The organism is Pedobacter sp. 22226 (genome assembly GCF_052045455.1).
Taxonomy (GTDB): Bacteria; Bacteroidota; Bacteroidia; order Sphingobacteriales; family Sphingobacteriaceae; genus Pedobacter; species Pedobacter jeongneungensis.
The window spans coordinates 193,921-211,507 of record NZ_JBQEPB010000009.1; the positions used below are offsets into that span (position 1 = coordinate 193,921).

At 37.8% G+C, this 17,587-nt stretch carries 20 protein-coding genes; 8 read left to right on the plus strand and 12 right to left on the minus strand.

Annotation, left to right across the window (positions count from 1 at the left end; all coding sequences use genetic code 11):
- Positions 1-35: 35 nt before the first annotated feature.
- The 6 genes from yidC to ACTJKC_RS20380 all read right to left on the minus strand — a co-directional run bounded on the left by yidC (position 36) and on the right by ACTJKC_RS20380 (position 5,957).
- Complete coding sequence (gene yidC / locus ACTJKC_RS20355; protein WP_440794806.1) at positions 36-1,829, minus strand: membrane protein insertase YidC; 1,794 nt, start codon at positions 1,827-1,829, stop codon at positions 36-38.
- A 21-nt stretch (positions 1,830-1,850) separates the two neighbouring features.
- The gene (locus ACTJKC_RS20360; protein ID WP_440794808.1) at positions 1,851-3,467 is read right to left on the minus strand and encodes a CTP synthase; all 1,617 of its coding nucleotides are present in this window, start codon (positions 3,465-3,467) and stop codon (positions 1,851-1,853) included.
- A 300-nt stretch (positions 3,468-3,767) separates the two neighbouring features.
- Positions 3,768-4,238: an HAD domain-containing protein gene (locus tag ACTJKC_RS20365; RefSeq protein ID WP_440794810.1), complete on the minus strand. Its 471-nt coding sequence runs from the start codon at positions 4,236-4,238 to the stop codon at positions 3,768-3,770.
- 16 nt (positions 4,239-4,254) lie between these two features.
- Positions 4,255-4,683 carry a hypothetical protein gene (locus ACTJKC_RS20370; protein WP_440794812.1) on the minus strand — a complete coding sequence of 143 codons (429 nt, stop codon included), beginning with the start codon at positions 4,681-4,683 and terminating at the stop codon, positions 4,255-4,257.
- A gap of 133 nt (positions 4,684-4,816) precedes the next feature.
- Positions 4,817-5,359: a hypothetical protein gene (locus tag ACTJKC_RS20375; protein ID WP_440794814.1), complete on the minus strand. Its 543-nt coding sequence runs from the start codon at positions 5,357-5,359 to the stop codon at positions 4,817-4,819.
- A 40-nt stretch (positions 5,360-5,399) separates the two neighbouring features.
- Complete coding sequence (locus tag ACTJKC_RS20380) at positions 5,400-5,957, minus strand: hypothetical protein (RefSeq protein ID WP_440794816.1); 558 nt, start codon at positions 5,955-5,957, stop codon at positions 5,400-5,402.
- 89 nt (positions 5,958-6,046) lie between these two features.
- Here ACTJKC_RS20380 and ACTJKC_RS20385 point away from each other — a divergent pair, with 89 nt between their 5' ends.
- Positions 6,047-6,997 carry a bifunctional helix-turn-helix transcriptional regulator/GNAT family N-acetyltransferase gene (locus ACTJKC_RS20385; RefSeq protein ID WP_440794818.1) on the plus strand — a complete coding sequence of 317 codons (951 nt, stop codon included), beginning with the start codon at positions 6,047-6,049 and terminating at the stop codon, positions 6,995-6,997.
- 124 nt (positions 6,998-7,121) lie between these two features.
- On the opposite strand, the gene kdsB is transcribed toward ACTJKC_RS20385, so the two are convergent.
- From kdsB to trpS, 4 genes are all read right to left on the minus strand, one after another.
- Complete coding sequence (kdsB, locus tag ACTJKC_RS20390) at positions 7,122-7,889, minus strand: 3-deoxy-manno-octulosonate cytidylyltransferase (RefSeq protein ID WP_440794820.1); 768 nt, start codon at positions 7,887-7,889, stop codon at positions 7,122-7,124.
- Positions 7,886-8,089, minus strand: a complete 204-nt coding sequence (locus ACTJKC_RS20395; protein WP_344851789.1) for a DUF5808 domain-containing protein — start codon at positions 8,087-8,089, stop codon at positions 7,886-7,888. Before ACTJKC_RS20395 ends, kdsB begins: the two co-directional genes overlap by 4 nt.
- Positions 8,090-8,294: 205 nt before the next feature.
- Positions 8,295-8,909: a deoxynucleoside kinase gene (locus ACTJKC_RS20400; protein ID WP_025144984.1), complete on the minus strand. Its 615-nt coding sequence runs from the start codon at positions 8,907-8,909 to the stop codon at positions 8,295-8,297.
- A 108-nt stretch (positions 8,910-9,017) separates the two neighbouring features.
- Positions 9,018-10,016, minus strand: coding sequence for a tryptophan--tRNA ligase (gene trpS / locus ACTJKC_RS20405; RefSeq protein WP_440794823.1), 999 nt, complete (start codon positions 10,014-10,016; stop codon positions 9,018-9,020).
- 1,044 nt (positions 10,017-11,060) lie between these two features.
- On the opposite strand from trpS, the gene ACTJKC_RS20410 reads away from it, so the two are divergent.
- From ACTJKC_RS20410 to ACTJKC_RS20435, 6 genes are all read left to right on the plus strand, one after another.
- Complete coding sequence (locus ACTJKC_RS20410) at positions 11,061-11,786, plus strand: lysophospholipid acyltransferase family protein (protein WP_440794825.1); 726 nt, start codon at positions 11,061-11,063, stop codon at positions 11,784-11,786.
- 1 nt (position 11,787) lies between these two features.
- A complete protein-coding gene (gene gatC / locus ACTJKC_RS20415; protein WP_344851792.1) occupies positions 11,788-12,078 on the plus strand; it encodes an Asp-tRNA(Asn)/Glu-tRNA(Gln) amidotransferase subunit GatC in 291 nt (96 codons plus the stop codon).
- Between the two features lie 89 nt (positions 12,079-12,167).
- Entirely contained in the window at positions 12,168-12,926 is a 759-nt protein-coding gene (locus ACTJKC_RS20420; protein WP_344851794.1) for an ABC transporter ATP-binding protein, read from the plus strand.
- A 67-nt stretch (positions 12,927-12,993) separates the two neighbouring features.
- The gene (locus ACTJKC_RS20425; RefSeq protein WP_440794828.1) at positions 12,994-13,542 is read left to right on the plus strand and encodes a cob(I)yrinic acid a,c-diamide adenosyltransferase; all 549 of its coding nucleotides are present in this window, start codon (positions 12,994-12,996) and stop codon (positions 13,540-13,542) included.
- 84 nt (positions 13,543-13,626) lie between these two features.
- Positions 13,627-13,848 carry a DUF2795 domain-containing protein gene (locus ACTJKC_RS20430; protein ID WP_010603503.1) on the plus strand — a complete coding sequence of 74 codons (222 nt, stop codon included), beginning with the start codon at positions 13,627-13,629 and terminating at the stop codon, positions 13,846-13,848.
- A gap of 209 nt (positions 13,849-14,057) precedes the next feature.
- A complete protein-coding gene (locus ACTJKC_RS20435; RefSeq protein ID WP_139180130.1) occupies positions 14,058-14,216 on the plus strand; it encodes a lmo0937 family membrane protein in 159 nt (52 codons plus the stop codon).
- A gap of 85 nt (positions 14,217-14,301) precedes the next feature.
- Here ACTJKC_RS20435 and ACTJKC_RS20440 read toward each other — a convergent pair whose 3' ends face one another.
- Together ACTJKC_RS20440 and queA are read right to left on the minus strand one after the other, a co-directional pair.
- On the minus strand, positions 14,302-14,967 hold the full coding sequence (locus tag ACTJKC_RS20440) for a 2-C-methyl-D-erythritol 4-phosphate cytidylyltransferase (RefSeq protein WP_440794831.1): 666 nt from the start codon (positions 14,965-14,967) through the stop codon (positions 14,302-14,304).
- Between the two features lie 74 nt (positions 14,968-15,041).
- Complete coding sequence (queA, locus tag ACTJKC_RS20445) at positions 15,042-16,091, minus strand: tRNA preQ1(34) S-adenosylmethionine ribosyltransferase-isomerase QueA (protein ID WP_344851797.1); 1,050 nt, start codon at positions 16,089-16,091, stop codon at positions 15,042-15,044.
- Positions 16,092-16,291: 200 nt separating this feature from the next.
- Here queA and ACTJKC_RS20450 point away from each other — a divergent pair, with 200 nt between their 5' ends.
- Positions 16,292-17,536 (plus strand): ABC transporter permease, encoded by a 1,245-nt coding sequence (locus ACTJKC_RS20450; RefSeq protein ID WP_440794833.1) that lies wholly within the window; start codon positions 16,292-16,294, stop codon positions 17,534-17,536.
- The last annotated feature ends 51 nt before the right edge of the window (positions 17,537-17,587 follow it).

A 17,587-nucleotide genomic window follows, 5' to 3' on the forward strand; every position in this document is an offset into this window, starting at 1 on the left:
GGTAACCGGGGATTTCATATCAGTTGAAGGCAAAATTACTTTTTAGCTTGTTGCTGCTGACGCATATAATCGTCTAAACGCTGTTGAAATTTAGATTTTTTCTTTTTCTCATCAGCTGGTCGCGCTTTATTTTGCTGAATTAAAGCATGGATTTTCTCATCATCAACCATTTTACGAATTAAGAACTGCTGTCCGAAAGTCATTAAGTTGGCTAAGAAATAATAATAGTTTAATCCCGCAGGGTAGCTGTTCAATACGCCTAAGAAAATGATCGGCATAATGTAACCGATGTATTTCATCTGACCAGTTGCACCAGAAACCTGGTTGTTAAAATAGGTCATGATTAAGGTAGAAACCGTCATCAATACACACATTAAACTTAAGTGATCGCCAATAAATGGAATTTTTACCCCGAATTTGATAAACTCATCGTAAGTTGATAAATCTTTCATCCAAAGGAAACTCTCTCCACGCAACTCAAACAAGTTCGGAAAGAAGAAGAAGAAGGCCATTACCAGGGGCAATTGCAGCACCATAGGCAAACATCCTCCGAGTGGATTTACGCCGGCTTTCTTATATAATTTTAAATATTCCTGTTGAACCAGGGTTGGGTTATCCTCGCCTACTTTTGCTTTAATTTCGTCCATTTCTGGTTTCAAAACACGCATTTTAGCCATTGATAGGTATGACTTGTAGGTAAGCGGCGATAATGCAACTTTTAATAAAATGGTTAATACCAAAATGATCAAACCATAGTTCCAGCCAAAACTGTTTAAAAAGTTAAATACAGGTAACACGATAAAGCGGTTAATGTATTTTAATGGCCAGTAACCCATATCAACCTGTTGCTCTAAATCGTAACCCTGTGCTTTTAAAGCTGAGAATTTGTTTGTTCCGAAATAGAATTCCATTTCATAAGTCTGATTGGCTGTATGTGCATATGGCAATTGCATATTGGCATCATAAAATTTCACCTGACCAGGAGCAGTTGGGATTTTAACTTCTAAACTTCCTTTTTCGAAAGCCTGTTTCGAGATTAAAGAAGCCGAGAAAAAGTGTTGCTTAAAAGAGAACCACTGTATTTTACTTTTCGATAACTCTTCTTTTTCATCTTTCGAAACACTTAAATGGTTTACATCACCATCTAAATATTTATAGTAAGGTGCTGAGTAACGGTGCTCACTTTCGATTGATTTTTCTTGTTGTAACAAGGTAGTTTGCCAGTTTAAGCCAATGTTATTACCTGCAATTACCTGTTGTAAACCAACTAAATTAACAGTAAATGCCACTTTATTGCTTAATGCTTTCAAATCATATACATATTCTACATAAGCATTAGCGCCATAATTGGCACGCATGGTAACCGTGTTACCAGTTTTGGCAGGCGTAAAATATAAATCGTTGGTGTTGATTACCTTACCAGCTGCATTAAGATTTAAACCAAATTTATTTTCGCTCCCTGCAAATAAAACAAGAGGTTTTCCGGAAAAAGTTTTCTGTCCTTTAATTTCTACGGAACTGATTTTACCACCTTTATTACTTAAGGTAATTAATAAATTTTCGTTTTCTAAAATGGTATTGCTTTCTGTACCGGTTATTGCAGTACCAAAAGGGCCTTTTAAAGCTAATGAATCTACAGCCGGGTTGGCAATTGCAGCAATTTTAGTGGTGTCTTTTTGTACTGGCGTAACACCAGCTTTTTTTAAAGAATCCAGACGCTCTGTTTCTCTGGCTTTTTTCATTTCGGCCTCACTTGGCCTAAAAAAGTAGAACGATCCTGCCAAAATGATCATGATCAGGAATAGTCCTGTGAAGGTATTTCTATCCATTATATATGTTTAATACTGCTTTTAATTCGTTTTCTTTTTCGCAAACTCCATCGCAGCGGCGACAAATTTAATAAAAAGTGGGTGAGGATTAGCAACTGTTGATTTTAATTCTGGGTGAAACTGTCCGCCAACGAAAAAAGGATGGTTTTTAAGCTCTACAATTTCAACCAGATTGCTCTCGGGATTAATACCAGATGCAGTCATTCCGGCATCTTCATATTGCTTTAAATAAGCATTATTAAATTCGTAGCGGTGACGGTGACGTTCGTTAATGTGCGATTTTCCGTAAATAGAAAAAGCTTTTGTTCCTTTTTTAATGTCACATGGATAAGAACCCAGGCGCATTGTTCCACCTTTATTGGTTATTTTTTTCTGCTCTTCCATCATGTTAATTACCGGATCAGCAGCATTTTCTTCAATTTCTGTAGTGTGCGCATCTTTTAAGCCTAAAACATTACGGCCAAATTCTATAACTGCACATTGCATACCGAGGCAGATTCCAAAGAAAGGAACATTATTTTCCCTTACGTATTTAATGGCATCAATTTTACCTTCAATACCGCGGCTACCAAAACCAGGCGCCACTAAAACGCCTTGCAGATGACCCAGTTTTTCTTTTACGTTATCAGGGAAAATGCCTTCAGAGTGGATATATTCTACCTTTACCTTACATTCATTTTTCGAACCTGCGTGTACAAAAGATTCGATAATTGATTTATAGGCATCAGGTAATTCTACATATTTACCAATCAGACCGATTTTAACTTCAGCAGTTGGGTTTTTCAAACGACCGAGGAAATCTTTCCAGCTTTCCATATCCGGATCGTTTTTGGTCGGTAGCTTTAATTTCGCTAATACAGTTTTGTCCAGTTGTTCTTTTAACATCAACAATGGCACATCATAAATAGTTGATGCATCCATGGATTCGACTACCGCATTGATGTTAACGTTACAAAATAAAGCGATTTTTTTTCTTAAATCAGGACCAAGGTGGTGTTCGGTACGGCAAACCAGAATATCCGGTTGGATACCATACTCTAATAAAGCTTTAACGGAGTGTTGTGTTGGTTTGGTTTTTAACTCACCTGCAGCAGCTAAATAAGGTACCAAAGTTAAGTGGATCACGATGGCGTTGGTACTGCCTTCTTCCCATTTAAACTGACGAACAGCTTCGATAAAAGGTAAAGATTCAATATCGCCAACAGTTCCGCCAAGTTCGGTAATTACGATATCATAGTCACCGCTATCGCCCAGGATGCGCATGTTGCGTTTTATTTCGTCGGTAATGTGCGGTACAACCTGAACCGTTTTGCCTAAATATTCGCCTTTACGTTCTTTGCTGATTACGTTCTGATAAATACGGCCGGTAGTAATGTTGTTTGCCTGTGAAGTTGGAACGTTAAGGAAACGCTCATAATGACCAAGATCCAGGTCGGTTTCGGCACCATCTTCGGTTACAAAGCATTCGCCATGTTCGTATGGATTTAAAGTTCCCGGATCGATATTGATGTACGGATCGAATTTTTGGATGGTTACACGGTAGCCACGTGCCTGTAAAAGTTTAGCTAAAGATGCGGAAATGATGCCCTTACCCAAAGAGGAAGTAACACCGCCCGTAACAAAAATATACTTAGTCATGTTTGTGATTTTTTACGGCAAAATGTAATTATTGCCGCTTTTTGTACGGGATACAAAGGTAAGAAAATTCCTTGTTTCCGAGCAGGAAAAAAGAAGATATTTTAAATATGATAAAGGGATGTGATTCAGTAAAATAGCGTTAAGGCAGGTTTGATTCTAATTTCCGGAAAAATTATATGACGATTATAATGTGGTTTTTAATGGTCTGTTATCAATCGTGTTTATTGATCTAATATCCATTTGAAAAACCTCTCTTAAGCGATTTGCCATTAAGTCAGATTTTTTCATAAAAGAAATTTTTTAAGCGAATTCGCTATGATTTTTCTCAGCCAGTTCGAGTACCTCATCTGCCAGATAATCAGTTAAACCAACAGATGCACTGGTTTGAACCAATCGTTCTTTTAAAGACTGGGGTAAATCATTAAGCGATTTATCATCATCAAGAATAATGAGGCTATAAATGTTGCCCTGTGATTTATACCAGTTTAAGATCTCATTTTTTCTATCTGTAAGATCAATGTTCTCAGGAAGACGGCTTATTTTATTTAAATTAATATTTCTGGTTTTAAAAATATCCAGCCATTGATTCAAACTGTATTTAAACTTATGCGAAGTGGTAAGAACAATTTCAAAATCCTTGTGATGGAGGATTTTATTTAATGCTTTAACTGCTTTTGAGTCAAACTCAACAAAGCCATCTGCTAAAATCTCAGGTCTTCTCCATGAGTTAGCAGGCACCATTACGCCGTCGATGTCTAATAATAAAAGCATAGCACTAAATTACGGTTTATTTTGTCATTTCAGTTATTTTTTCGATAGATATGTTGTTGAATTCTGCATCTAACTCATTCATTCTCTGAATCTTTAATTCAGTATCCCACTCTTCGTCAACAAATTCTACATTAGTCCAATCATATACATTTGTTGCGCTGGTTTTACATGATGGTATCCATCCTAGATCAATATCAGCCAAAATTGAACTAATATAGCGGTGGTGACCATCTATTATTAAATTATCACATACCTTAATATTATCAAAATTAATACCATTAACCATCTTCCTGTACATGCGGTTAATTATCGGTATCGAAAGTTTGTTATGTGTTGAAAGTAATTTAACCCTTTCCGATTTTAAATATTCAGAAATAATTTCGCTATTAATATATCCCATATTATTCTTTTCATAATTTTTATGGGATGTTTTATTGTACTTCACGACTGTTTAGTCTATAAATATTTCAACTAAACTGATGATAGGAATGGATTTTAGGATAGCGATGAATGCTTACCTTAATAAATATATGATTTAATTTTAAGATTTAGGACTTCCTTTAGAACCATGATAAAACTTAACAACATTTATAATAAATTTTCACCTTCTGTTCTTTCTCGCTCCAGGCAATGTAAATATTGTTTTCCTTGCCTAAACGGTATTTAAAGCCATTTAGTCCCGACTTTTTTAATTCTTCATAAAGGGCCTTGTCCGGGGTGTACTTATCAGCCTCGTCTTCGGGCATTACTGCGGGTTCAAGAAAATTATCGTCGCTGAAAAAGTCGTCGGTAATGGTTTTTAAGAAAATAACCTGGTCTTTTTCTTTCGATAAGTCTACATTAGGATCCGTATTGCTCACCAAATCTGCGCCTTTTATTTTGGCATTGTATATTTCTTTTCCATTGGCGTTTTTAATGGTGAAATTCAATACCATTTCTTCAGGTTTTCTTCCTGTAAGTTCGATTTTAAAAGTATCCGGTTTTTTTAAATCCGAAAAAGATTTGGCTATCGTTTGGTTTACATTTTTAAACTCAATGGCATCAGCTTTTTTTTCTCCACCCGATTTGCAGGCGGCCAGTAATATCACGCCAAAGGCAACGAAAAGTAATAATTTCTTCATAATCAAAACTACAAATTCTAATTTAAACAACTCTCCAAATTTAAAAAATATAGCCTGCTGAAAGCCAAAATTGAAAATCGAGGTAGCCTTTCGGATTAGGATTAGAAGCATAATTACTTACATTAAAATACCGCCCGTAACCTAAACCACCCGTTGTTTCCAGCAAAAACCGCTTTTTAGGAATAAATAAAAAGCCAATGTTTCCTCCTGCGCGGATAGAATTAGCCGTAAAATTTCGTCCGGCAACACTGATAAAACCTGTACGATCCGCATATCCTTCCTTATTTATCGTTTTATTTAAGTTACCAAGATATAAGCCATAAAAGGGGATAAGGTCGCCCGGTTTAATGTCGTCTGAATATTTTTTGGCCCTCAGTAAAAAGCCATCATATTTATAATTTCTTCCAATGTTAAGCACTCCTGATGTGTATGAAAGTTCTAAACCGTATTGATTAGAGAAGGTTTTTTCGATGGAAAAGGAGGGACGTTTTGCAACTAAGTTAAGCAGATTGCTTTTTACCTCAATTCCTATCGGCTCTTGTGCAAGGGCTGCCGTTACCAACAGGATAAATGAGAGCGTATAGATGATTTTTTTCATTTATGACAAATTAAATATTTTACCCGATATGTAGTCACAATTATTTTTTTTATATATTTGCGTAACTGATTACGTAATTAATTATTATTATGAATTTTTTCGAACAAACGGGTAAGGTAGCTATCGGCAGCAGGTTAAGAATGTTAACCGATAAGGTAACAGAAGATGGTGCCCAGATTTATAAATTGTATAACATTGATATGCAACCTAAGTGGTTCCCGGTTTTTTATTCGCTTGCGCAAGGAGAGGAGAAAACTATTACCGAGCTGGCCAGAAATATCGGGCATTCGCATCCTTCAGTAAGTAAAATCATCAGCGAAATGCTCAAAAAAGGTTATGTGAAAGAAAGTAAAGATAAAACGGACGGCCGCCGGAACCTGGTAAGCCTTTCTAAAAAAGGTGTTGAGATTTCGAAAGAGATAGAAGATCAGCTCATCGACGTTAATGCGGCAGTTGAAGAAATATCGGCCCAATCGCAGAATAAGCTTTGGGAAGCCATAGGCGAGTGGGAGTTTTTATTGGAGCAGAAATCTTTATTAAGAAGGGTAATGGAAAAGAAGAAGGAAAGAGACAGTTTAAAGGTGCAGATTGTTGATTACAAACCCGAATACCAGGAAGCTTTCAGGGCTTTAAATGTAGAATGGATCTCGCATTATTTTACCATGGAAGAATCTGATTATAAGGCACTGGATAATCCGCAAGGCTACATTTTAGATAGAGGAGGTTACATATTTGTTGCTTTATATGAAGGAGAGCCACTAGGTGTTTGTGCGTTGATTAAGATGGATGACGGTGAATATGATTTCGAACTCGCCAAAATGGCTGTATCGCCAAAGGCACAGGGCAAAAATGTTGGGTTTTTACTGGCTGGTGCGGTTGTGGAGAAAGCAAAATCGCTGGGCGCTGCTAAAATTTATTTAGAAAGCAATACCATTTTGAAACCAGCGATAAACCTTTACCATAAACTGGGCTTCCAGAAGGTGGCTGGTAAACCAACGCCTTATACGCGCTGTAACATTCAGATGGAACTTGTGCTTTAGGAAATGATTGAGTTTTGAATGATTGAGTTTTGAATGTTTCATGCAAAGTGCCCATTCCCTCATTCAAAACTCAATCATTCATTCAAAATTCAATCATTCTTTCATTCTAAAGATAACTTTATCCTTACTCGAGTTTTAATGCTTCCAGCAGGTTATTCAATTTCTGCAAATCCTCTGGCGTATCAATGGCTACTGTTTCAAGGTCGGTAACTTTGGTTTGAATGTAAAAACCATTTTCAATCCAGCGGAGCTGTTCCAGACTTTCGGCGATCTCTAAGGAGGATGGCGGAAGTTTGGTGATTGCTTTTAGCGATTCGGTGCGATAGCCATATATGCCGATGTGTTTGTAAAACTGATGTTTTTCTGCCCAAACACCCGGTTCGCCATTTCTAATAAAGGGAATCGGACTGCGGCTAAAATACATGGCGCGCCCGTTTACATCGATCACCACCTTCGGACTATTTGGATTGTACACACTTTCCTGGCTATGAATAGATTTGATCAGGGTAGCCAGTTGTACTTTCTCTTCTGAAAAACAGCTTGCCAATAATTCTATCTGTGCCGGCTCTATAAAAGGTTCGTCTCCCTGAATATTAATTACGATATCATAGCCAGGCAATTGTTCTATTACCTCAGCACACCTGTCTGTTCCGCTCTGGTGATCAGATGAAGTAAAAACAAATTCGCCACCAAATCTTTTTACTTCATCTGCAATGCGTGTATCATCAGTGGCAACAACTACTTTAGATAAGCTTTTAGCTTTCGATGCCTGCTCGTAAACCCTCTGGATCATGCTTTTTCCGGCAATATCAACTAAAGGTTTTCCCGGAAACCGGGTGGAGGCGTAGCGTGCAGGAATAATGCCAATGGCCTTTAAATTTCTATCGCTCATATATTGTTCCGATAGAATTGATAAAAAACAAATATAAAGATTAGTGCAATAAGGAGATAAGAAACAGGATGGGCAAAATTAAATGTCCAGCCCAAGAGTTTTACACGTTTTGGAACAATTAATCTGGAGTCTTTTTTATTGAAATAAAAAGTGCCCCATTTCCAGTTCTCTGGATTTTCATGTTCGAAATCTTTTTCCATAATTATCGTACTAAAAGCTTAAATAATTTTATGAATTCCCTGAATTCCCAAATATGGGAAAATATAGTTAAAATAAGGCTTTTATTTCAGCTTTTGTAGATTGGATTACAGTTGCTAAAATCTTCAAGATTATTTGCGAAACTTAATATACACTGTTAAAATCTATAATTGACGAATTCTCTCAATTCCCAAATAAGGGAAAAAATTAAAACAAACCGTTAATCTCAGCTTCAATCGATTGGATTACCGTTCCCAAATCTTCCGGATTATTGGTAAAATCTAATTTGTCTTTATCTAAAATCAGTAATTTACCAAGGTTATAACCTTTTATCCAGGCTTCGTATTTTTCGTTTAGTTTAGAAAGGTAATCGATGCGGATACCTGCTTCGTACTCACGACCACGGCGTTGAATATTGTTTACCAACGTAGGTACCGATGCACGGAGATAAACCAGTAAATCAGGCGGTTTTATAAATGACGTAATGTTATCGAAAATTGCACGGTAATTATCATGATCGCGGGTGGTCATTAAAGCCATATCATGCAGGTTTTCTGCAAAAATATGTGCATCTTCATAAATGGTCCTGTCCTGAATCACATTACGTTTATTTACCTCAATATCCGTAATCTGCTGAAAACGGCTGTTCAGGAAATAAATCTGAAGATTAAAGCTCCAGCGTTTCATGTCGCTGTAAAAATCTTCCAGATAGGGGTTATTGTCAACCGCTTCATATAAAGCTTCCCATCCATAATTTTTAGCCAGTAAACCTGTTAAAGTGGTTTTACCGGCACCAATATTTCCTACAATTGCTATGTGCATTTTTTTTAGATATGAGATTTGAGATATGTGATGTGAGATATAAGATTTGGAGTAAAGCATTAACTTATCTCAAATCTAGTGTCTCATATCTCAAATCTATTAAAATAATTAAAAACTTTTAAACCCGATTAAACTGCGTACTTCCCTGATGGTTTTTTGTGCACTTTCGCGGGCCTTTAATGCGCCATGCTTTGCAACCTGTCTTAAATAAGAATCATCCTTGGCAATATCCTGAATACGCTCGCGCATTGGTGCCGTAGCAATAATCATATCTTCTGCCAGTTGTTTCTTGAAATCGCCGTAACGGATCTGCATTTTACTATACAAATCTTCAAAATGTGCTAGTGTATCAGCGTTCGAAACCACCTTCATTAAATCAAAAAGATTCTGTATCGGTTCTGGTTTTGCCTGGTTTTCTTCCGTCGGACCACCATCGCTTACTGCTCTCATTACTTTTTTACGGATGGTTTCAGGGTCATCTGATAAATAAACCGCATTTGCTTCCCCTTCCGATTTTCCCATTTTTCCTTTGCCATCCAAACCTGGTACTTTAACCAGTTTGTCAGAATAGCTAAACGCATAAGGCTCAGGGAAATATTCGGTATTGTATAACCTGTTAAAGCGGTTTCCGAACGTACGTGCCATTTCCAGATGCTGCTCCTGGTCTTTTCCTACAGGTACTTTAGTTGCTTTATGGATCAAAATATCGGCCGCCATCAATACCGGATAGGTTAATAAACCTGCATTAACATTGTCAGGGTTTGCACGCACCTTATCCTTAAATGAAGTACTGCGCTCAAGCTCACCCATGTAAGCATTCATGTTCAGGTATAAATAAAGTTCCGCAATTTCCGGAACATCGCTTTGTATATAAATAGTACTGTTCTCAGGGTCAATTCCACTCGCCAGATATTCAACCAATACATGTTTAATATTGCCATGTAAATCGGCCGGGGTGGGGTGGGTTGTTAAAGAATGTAAGTCGGCAATAAAAAAATAGCAATTGTAGTCATTCTGCATCTGTACGAAGTTTTTAACTGCGCCATAGTAATTGCCTAAATGTAATTTTCCTGTTGAGCGGATGCCGCTCACCACTGTTTCTTTCATAATGGCACGAAATTAAAAATAAAATACAAGCAATCCGCAAATCACCTTAATTTTCATGGTAAGAAATTTTCCAAAGGACCGTCATCCCAGCTGGAGTAGATCGTGCGGCGGTCATCCCGACCGAAGCGGAGATACCTGTGATCTGTAAATTTCCAGTTGGTTGTTGTCTCACTAACTATAAAAATATCCATAATTTGGAAATGAAAGCCAGCATTTCATCGGAAGCTGTAGTCCTTCTTTCCGTTACAAGTCCTCTCCCGATGTAAAATCGGGATAGCGGGCTTTTCACTCCAATAAGGTTTATAAACAATGTTTTCTGCAAAGAGGCGTCCGTCATCCCGGCAGGGTTCATCGCTAAGTCGTCATCCCGACCGTAGCGCAGCGCAGTGGAGGGATCTATGAGTTATTATTTTCCTAATGGTTGGTGTCCCACCGACCATAAAAAAGTTTATAAATGATGGTTTCTGCTAATAGGCGTCCTTCATCCCGGCAGGGTTTCATAGCTAAGTCGTCATCCCGACCGTAGCGCAGCGAAGTAGGGGGATCTATGAGTTATTATTTTCCTAATGGTTGGTGTTCCACCGACCATAAAAAAGTTTATAAATGATGGTTTCTGCTAATAGGCGTCCTTCATCCCGGCAGGGTTTCATAGCTAAGTCGTCATCCCGACCGTAGCACAGCGAAGTAGAGGGATCTATGAGTTATTATTTTCCTAATGGTTGGTGTCCCACTAACTATAAAAAATATCCATAATTTGGAAATGAAAGCCAGCATTTCATCGGAAGCTGTAGTCCTTCTTTCCGTTACAAGTCCTCTCCCGATGGAAAATCGGGATTGCGGGCTTTTCACTTCAATAAGGTTTATAAACAATGGTTTCTGCTAAGTGGCGTCCGTCATCCCGGCAGGGTTTCATAGCTAAGTCGTCATCCTGACTGTAGCGCAGCGAAGTGGAGGGATCTGTGCATTTACCTTCTCCATCCATCCTCACCACAATCTTTATCCTTAGTTTGAAATTTCAAACTATTTTATATTTTTGATATATCTATGATCAACTTTCTAAGGCAAGTACACCGGGTTTGGTTTTTATTCTGGATCCTGTTTTTTTTCGCCCTCTTTTATCCATTTTACTACATTACCTCACGTAATGAAAAATATTACGGTATTTTAAATTTTTGCCGCAAAGCCAATAGTTTTTTATGCAGTCTCTTTTCGGGGGTATTTTTTCGTTACCATTACGAAGAAAAGCTCAACCCAAAACAAACCTATATTTATTGCGCCAACCATACTTCCAATCTCGATATCATGATTTTCTGTATCATGGGGCATGGTAAATTCCATTTTATGGGTAAAGATGAATTACTGCAAAACCCTATATTGGGCATATTTTTTAAAACCATTGATATTTCTGTTAACCGCGACAGTAAAATTTCAGCCTTTAAAGCCTTTAAAAAAGCCGGTGAGAATTTAGAAAAGGGAATGAGCCTGGTTATTTTCCCCGAAGGAAAAATCGATGATCATTATCCGCCAAAACTGGGCGAGTTTAAAAATGGTCCGTTCCGGCTGGCAATAGATAAAAATATCCCGTTAGTGCCTGTTAGTATCACCAATGTTTGGAAAATTAACTGGGATGATGGAGCAAAGTATGGAAGTAAGCCCGGAATTTGCGATATTTACGTCCACAAACCTATAAATACCTCAGTTTTGGCCGATGTTGATGCTGATGGTTTAAAAGAAAAGGTTTTTAAATTGATTGACAGTAAGTTAGTATAATATGAATTTAGACGCAAAAACCATCCATAAAATAGCCGACCTGGCCCGAATTCATATTGACGAAAAAGAAGTTGATACGCTGATCCCTGAAATGAACAAAATTTTGTCGTTTATGGAAAAGCTCAACGAATTGGATACTTCCAATGTAAAACCATTGGTTTACATGAACGAATCGGTAAATGTTTGGCGCGAAGATGTAGTAAAACAGGAAATTTCTACAGCCGATGGATTAAAAAATGCGGCAAAGCATACAGATCAGTTTTTTATGGTTCCAAAAATCATCGAAAAGTAACGGTCAGCAATAGTAGAAATACATTTGCGCTTAATTTTTAATCCGCTTGTAACATCTTGCCCGCTACGCTTGTCTAAAAAAGAAAAAACATGGAGAAACCACTCATTACTATAAAAGAAATTGGCCGTAAATATGTTATTGGTTCTGAAGTTATTCATGCGCTAAAATCAGTTTCGTTAGATATCAACAAAGGCGAATTTGTAGCATTGATGGGCCCATCCGGTTCCGGTAAATCAACCCTGATGAATATTTTAGGCTGTTTGGACACACCATCCAGCGGAACTTATATTTTAAATGGTACAAATGTGAGTCACATGACTGATGATGCACTTGCAGAAGTACGTAACCAGGAAATCGGTTTTGTTTTCCAGACTTTTAACCTTTTACCACGTTCCACTTCTTTAGATAATGTGGCCCTGCCTTTAATATATGCTGGTACCAGTAAAAAAGATAGAACCGCAAGGGCAGCCAAAGCGTTAGAAAACGTAGGGTTGGGCAACCGTATGGACCACAAGCCAAATGAACTTTCTGGTGGTCAGCGCCAGCGTGTGGCTGTAGCCAGGGCATTGATCAACAATCCATCCATTATTCTGGCCGATGAGCCAACAGGTAACCTCGATACCAAAACTTCGGTAGAAATTATGGGCTTGCTGGAAGAAATTCACAGTAAAGGAAATACCATTATTCTGGTAACGCATGAGGAAGATATTGCACAACATGCACACCGCATTGTAAGGATGCGTGATGGACTGATCGAAAACGATTACCTGAATACCGATATCAAAAATGTTTCTCCGCGTTTGCAGGCCTTAAAAGATAACGGCAGCGATTGGGAAAAAATCAATTAAATCCCTAAATCCCCTGAAGGGGAATTTAGGACTAACCATATTATTCTCCCTTATGGGGACTAGGGGCATGAAAATCTACACTAAAACCGGCGATAAGGGACAAACATCATTAATTGGTGGCACCCGCGTTCCAAAATATCATTTACGCATCGAAACTTATGGTACTGTTGACGAGTTAAATTCGTACATTGGTTTAATTATGTGTCAGGACATTGATTCGCATAATCAACAGCTGCTAAAAGAAATCCAGGACAGGTTATTTACCATTGGCGCATCGCTTGCTGCCGATCCGGAAAAGTCTAAAATGAAAATCCCCGACCTGCATGAAACTGACATCACTTTGTTAGAAAATGAGATGGATTTAATGAACGAAACACTGCCAGCTTTAAAGCATTTTGTGTTGCCTGGCGGAAACACTGTTGTTTCTTACTGTCATATTGCGCGCTGCGTTTGCAGAAGGGCAGAAAGGCTGACAGTAGAACTTGCAGAAAATAGCTTTGTAGATGAGCACGTAACGATTTACCTGAACCGGTTGAGTGATTATTTGTTTGTTTTGGCACGAAAACTGAGCGCCTATTTTAAAGCAGAAGAAAACATTTGGATACCACGTGTTTAATAGTGGAAAAATAAGTTTGTTTTGCTCAAAAATTTTAATATACTTTGCGCTTAATAAGAATAAGAATTTAATAGAATTGAAGATATGTATTGGACATTAGAATTAGCATCGCACCTGGAAGACGCACCATGGCCTGCAACTAAAGACGAATTAATTGATTATGGTATCCGTTCTGGTGCCCCTGTAGAAGTAATCGAAAACTTACAGGCATTAGAAGATGATGGCGAGCCTTATGAAACGATTGAGGAAATCTGGCCAGATTATCCCACTAAAGAAGATTTCTTCTTTAACGAAGATGAATATTAATAATCTGACCGAATAGAAAGAAAAGCAATTTCCCGAAAAGAAGTTGCTTTTTTGTTTTTTCGGAATTACGCCAACTGCCATACACTCAACGCTCCCGGGGCCCTGCTAATAAAAAACTTACATTTTTTAAACAAAACTTAAAAGACAGGTGTTAATAGAGCAATAATATAACATTACTGAAATATAACATTGCTTAAAAAATTAACACTATGGGAAATTTATTGTATTTAGTCGCAGTAGTATTGGTAATACTATGGGTGATCGGATTTATATTTCACGGCTTCGGCGACGTTGGCGGAATAATCCACGTTTTATTGGTAATCGCAGTTATTGCAATCCTGCTTAAAGTAATTGGCAGGGCCGCATAAAATATATTTAGCGGACATTCAGTAGCCTCAAATGCTATTGAAACAAAAAGGAGTCCTGAAATTTCGGGACTCCTTTTTTTATATCTTAATTTTTTAACAGCAACTCTGCAAGTTCGAGATCGATAGGGTACGTGATTTTAATATTTCCCCTTTCACCTTCAATAATATTGATTGGGTAGCCGATCGATTCCACCACGCTGGCATCATCAGTAAAATGATCAGCGAAATCCTGGTTATAAGCTTCTTTAAGGATATTAAGGCTAAAAGTTTGCGGTGTTTGTACAAGATAGATTTCATCGCGCTTTAGTGCGGATGTTTTATGGTCTCTTAGCATCCTTACGCTGTCGCTTGATTGTACTGCTGCAATTACGTTTCCCTGAGCTTCAGCTGCTTTAAAACAGTTGTCGATAAGTGACTTGGATACCAATGGCCTTACCGCATCATGTATGGCAACCAGACTTTCTTCTTCTATGTTACAAATCGCGTTTTTAACCGAATGGAAACGTTCTTTTCCACCATCAATAACCTCATGTGGAATGCGAAAATTAAATTCTTCGCATAAACGGTTCCAGTAACCTTGCTGGTCTTTATTAAGTACCAATAAAATTTTGGGTTGTGTATCGCTTTGTGCAAAAGCTTTTATAGTATGCATCAAAACCGGCAGGTTTTTAAGCAGTAGAAATTGTTTTGGGGTTTCTGTTTGCATCCGATTGCCAGAACCGCCTGCTACAATTATAGCGTAGTATTTCATATTTTAAGAGATGAGATTATAGATTTGAGATATGAGACCTGATTAACTCAAATCTCATATCTCATTACTCAAATCTATATGATTAGCATGGCATCACCATAGCTGTAAAATTTATATTTTTCTTTTACTGCAACTTCGTAAGCATTCATTACGTTTTCGTAACCACCAAATGCACTTACCATCATCAATAAAGTAGATTCTGGTGTGTGGAAATTGGTAATCATTGAGTTTGCAATACTGAAATCGTATGGAGGGAAGATGAACTTACTGGTCCAGTCGTTTGCTGCTTTTAATGTTCTGTTGGCAGAAACAGCAGATTCTATAGCACGCATTGAAGTTGTTCCAACCGCACAGATTTTTCTTTTATCTTCTATGGCTTTATTTACGATGTTCGCGTCTTTCTGCTCGATGATAAACTGCTCAGAATCCATTTTGTGTTTGGTTAAATCTTCCACCTCAACAGTTCTGAAAGTTCCCAAACCAACGTGTAAAGTTACTTCTGCAAACTCAATACCTTTAAGCTCTAAACGTTTCATTAACTCGCGGCTAAAGTGCAAACCTGCAGTTGGCGCAGCCACAGCACCTTCATGCTTGGCAAAAATTGTTTGATAACGTTCTTTATCTTCGGCAGTTGCTTTACGTTTAATGTATTTAGGAAGCGGGGTTTCGCCTAAAATTTCAACGTTTTTTCTAAACTCTTCGTCAGTACCTTCAAATAAGAAACGGATGGTACGTCCGCGTGATGTGGTATTATCTACAACCTCAGCAACCAATAAATCATCGTCGCCAAAATATAATTTGTTACCTACACGGATTTTACGGGCCGGATCTACCAAAACATCCCATAAACGTAGTTCCTTGTTTAATTCACGCAATAAGAAAACTTCGATAGTTGCACCGGTTTTCTCTTTATTGCCATATAAACGTGCAGGAAAAACTTTAGTGTTATTTAATATCATTACGTCCTTGTCATCGAAATAACCTAAAACGTCTTTGAAAATTTTATGTTCAATTTTACCGCTGTCTTTATGCAATACCATTAGGCGGGCTTCATCGCGTTGTTCGGCCGGATTATTGGCTACTAATGATTCTGGTAAGTTGAATTTGAATTGTGATAATTTCATTCTTGATGAATTTTTTGAGGTGCAAAAATACGAATTTAATTTTTCTTTTCCGTATTTTATCAAACGCTTTTAAGGTATATTATGTTTTACTTCATTTTGAAACAAATAATACGGCGATTAAATGCGATGTACGTATAAAATTAATTAGTTTTGATGATCAGCTGTAACCTTTTCAATGGCTTTGCATCTAACCTTTAATTATGATAATCTTTAGGCTAATAGGCGAGAGTTTCCGTTTTGCATTTGATGCGTTGCGCCAGAACAAATTACGCACCATGTTATCGCTTTTAGCCATAACAATCGGTATTTTTACCATTATCGCCGTGTTTTCTGCGGTAGATACTTTTCGTGGTAAACTACAGTCGAGTGTAGATAAACTGGGTTCTAACACCATTTACGTTCAGAAATGGCCATGGAGCTTTGGCGATAATTATCCCTGGTGGAAATATATGAACCGCCCTCAGCCTTCACTCCGTGATTTTGAAGCCCTAAGAGAACGTATTGAAAACGCTCAGGGGGTTACTTTCGAAATATCAACTAACGACAGAACCATCAAATACAGAAGCAGTTCTGTAGAAGGGATTTCGGTTTGGGCCGCCTCTCATGATTTTAATAAAACCTGGAACTTTGAGCTTCAGGATGGCCGGTATTTTACAGAAAATGAAAGTAAAAACGGCACGCCGGTATGTATTTTGGGATCTGATATAGCTGCAGGACTTTTTGACGGAGATGAACCTGTAGGCAAGCAGGTGCAGATTTTAGGTCGTAGATTAACTGTTGTCGGCGTTTTCAAAAAAGAGGGTGAAGACATGTTAGGTACTTCACTTGATAAAAACGTTAACATTCCGATCAGCTTTGCTAAAGGTGTTTTAGATATCCAGAACGAGCGCTATGGTCCGCAGATTACCGTTCGTGGCAAAGATAATGTGAGTTTGGAGGAAGTAGAGAGCGAACTGAAAGGTTTAATGCGCTCGATCCATAGAATCAGGCCCGGACAGGAAGAAGATTTTGCACTGAATAAAACGACTATTATTTCTAATCAACTGGATTCGATGTTCAAAATGGTAAACATTGCGGGCTGGGTAATTGGGGGCTTTTCAATTCTGGTTGGTGGTTTTAGTATTGCGAACATCATGTTTGTATCGGTTAAGGAACGGACCAATATTATCGGTATTCAAAAATCTTTAGGCGCAAAAAACTACTTTATACTATTACAATTTATATTTGAATCGATTTCACTTTGTATTTTAGGTGGATTGCTGGGCTTGCTGCTCGTCTTTCTGCTCGCTTTGGCTATTGGAGCAGCAACAGATTTCCATATCATCCTTGGGCTAAACAATATTGCCTTAGGGATTGGAATATCAATCATTATCGGCACGATTTCAGGTTTTTGGCCAGCTTATTCTGCATCAAGATTAGATCCGGTAGAAGCGATTAGAAGCTAATTCAGTTAACAGTTTTCAGTTGACAATTATCAGTTAACAATTAATTATAAA

Excerpts from the sequence above, each read along its gene's own strand:
- yidC (WP_440794806.1), bottom strand. The coding sequence starts at position 1,829 with ATGGATAGAAATACCTTCACAGGACTATTCCTGATCATGATCATTTTG.
- ACTJKC_RS20360 (WP_440794808.1), bottom strand. The coding sequence starts at position 3,467 with ATGACTAAGTATATTTTTGTTACGGGCGGTGTTACTTCCTCTTTGGGT.
- ACTJKC_RS20365 (WP_440794810.1), bottom strand. The coding sequence starts at position 4,238 with ATGCTTTTATTATTAGACATCGACGGCGTAATGGTGCCTGCTAACTCA.
- ACTJKC_RS20375 (WP_440794814.1), bottom strand. The coding sequence starts at position 5,359 with ATGAAGAAATTATTACTTTTCGTTGCCTTTGGCGTGATATTACTGGCC.
- ACTJKC_RS20380 (WP_440794816.1), bottom strand. The coding sequence starts at position 5,957 with ATGAAAAAAATCATCTATACGCTCTCATTTATCCTGTTGGTAACGGCA.
- ACTJKC_RS20385 (WP_440794818.1), top strand. The coding sequence starts at position 6,047 with ATGAATTTTTTCGAACAAACGGGTAAGGTAGCTATCGGCAGCAGGTTA.
- kdsB (WP_440794820.1), bottom strand. The coding sequence starts at position 7,889 with ATGAGCGATAGAAATTTAAAGGCCATTGGCATTATTCCTGCACGCTAC.
- ACTJKC_RS20395 (WP_344851789.1), bottom strand. The coding sequence starts at position 8,089 with ATGGAAAAAGATTTCGAACATGAAAATCCAGAGAACTGGAAATGGGGC.
- ACTJKC_RS20400 (WP_025144984.1), bottom strand. The coding sequence starts at position 8,909 with ATGCACATAGCAATTGTAGGAAATATTGGTGCCGGTAAAACCACTTTA.
- trpS (WP_440794823.1), bottom strand. The coding sequence starts at position 10,016 with ATGAAAGAAACAGTGGTGAGCGGCATCCGCTCAACAGGAAAATTACAT.
- ACTJKC_RS20410 (WP_440794825.1), top strand. The coding sequence starts at position 11,061 with ATGATCAACTTTCTAAGGCAAGTACACCGGGTTTGGTTTTTATTCTGG.
- gatC (WP_344851792.1), top strand. The coding sequence starts at position 11,788 with ATGAATTTAGACGCAAAAACCATCCATAAAATAGCCGACCTGGCCCGA.
- ACTJKC_RS20420 (WP_344851794.1), top strand. The coding sequence starts at position 12,168 with ATGGAGAAACCACTCATTACTATAAAAGAAATTGGCCGTAAATATGTT.
- ACTJKC_RS20425 (WP_440794828.1), top strand. The coding sequence starts at position 12,994 with ATGAAAATCTACACTAAAACCGGCGATAAGGGACAAACATCATTAATT.
- ACTJKC_RS20430 (WP_010603503.1), top strand. The coding sequence starts at position 13,627 with ATGTATTGGACATTAGAATTAGCATCGCACCTGGAAGACGCACCATGG.
- ACTJKC_RS20435 (WP_139180130.1), top strand. The coding sequence starts at position 14,058 with ATGGGAAATTTATTGTATTTAGTCGCAGTAGTATTGGTAATACTATGG.
- ACTJKC_RS20440 (WP_440794831.1), bottom strand. The coding sequence starts at position 14,967 with ATGAAATACTACGCTATAATTGTAGCAGGCGGTTCTGGCAATCGGATG.
- queA (WP_344851797.1), bottom strand. The coding sequence starts at position 16,091 with ATGAAATTATCACAATTCAAATTCAACTTACCAGAATCATTAGTAGCC.
- ACTJKC_RS20450 (WP_440794833.1), top strand. The coding sequence starts at position 16,292 with ATGATAATCTTTAGGCTAATAGGCGAGAGTTTCCGTTTTGCATTTGAT.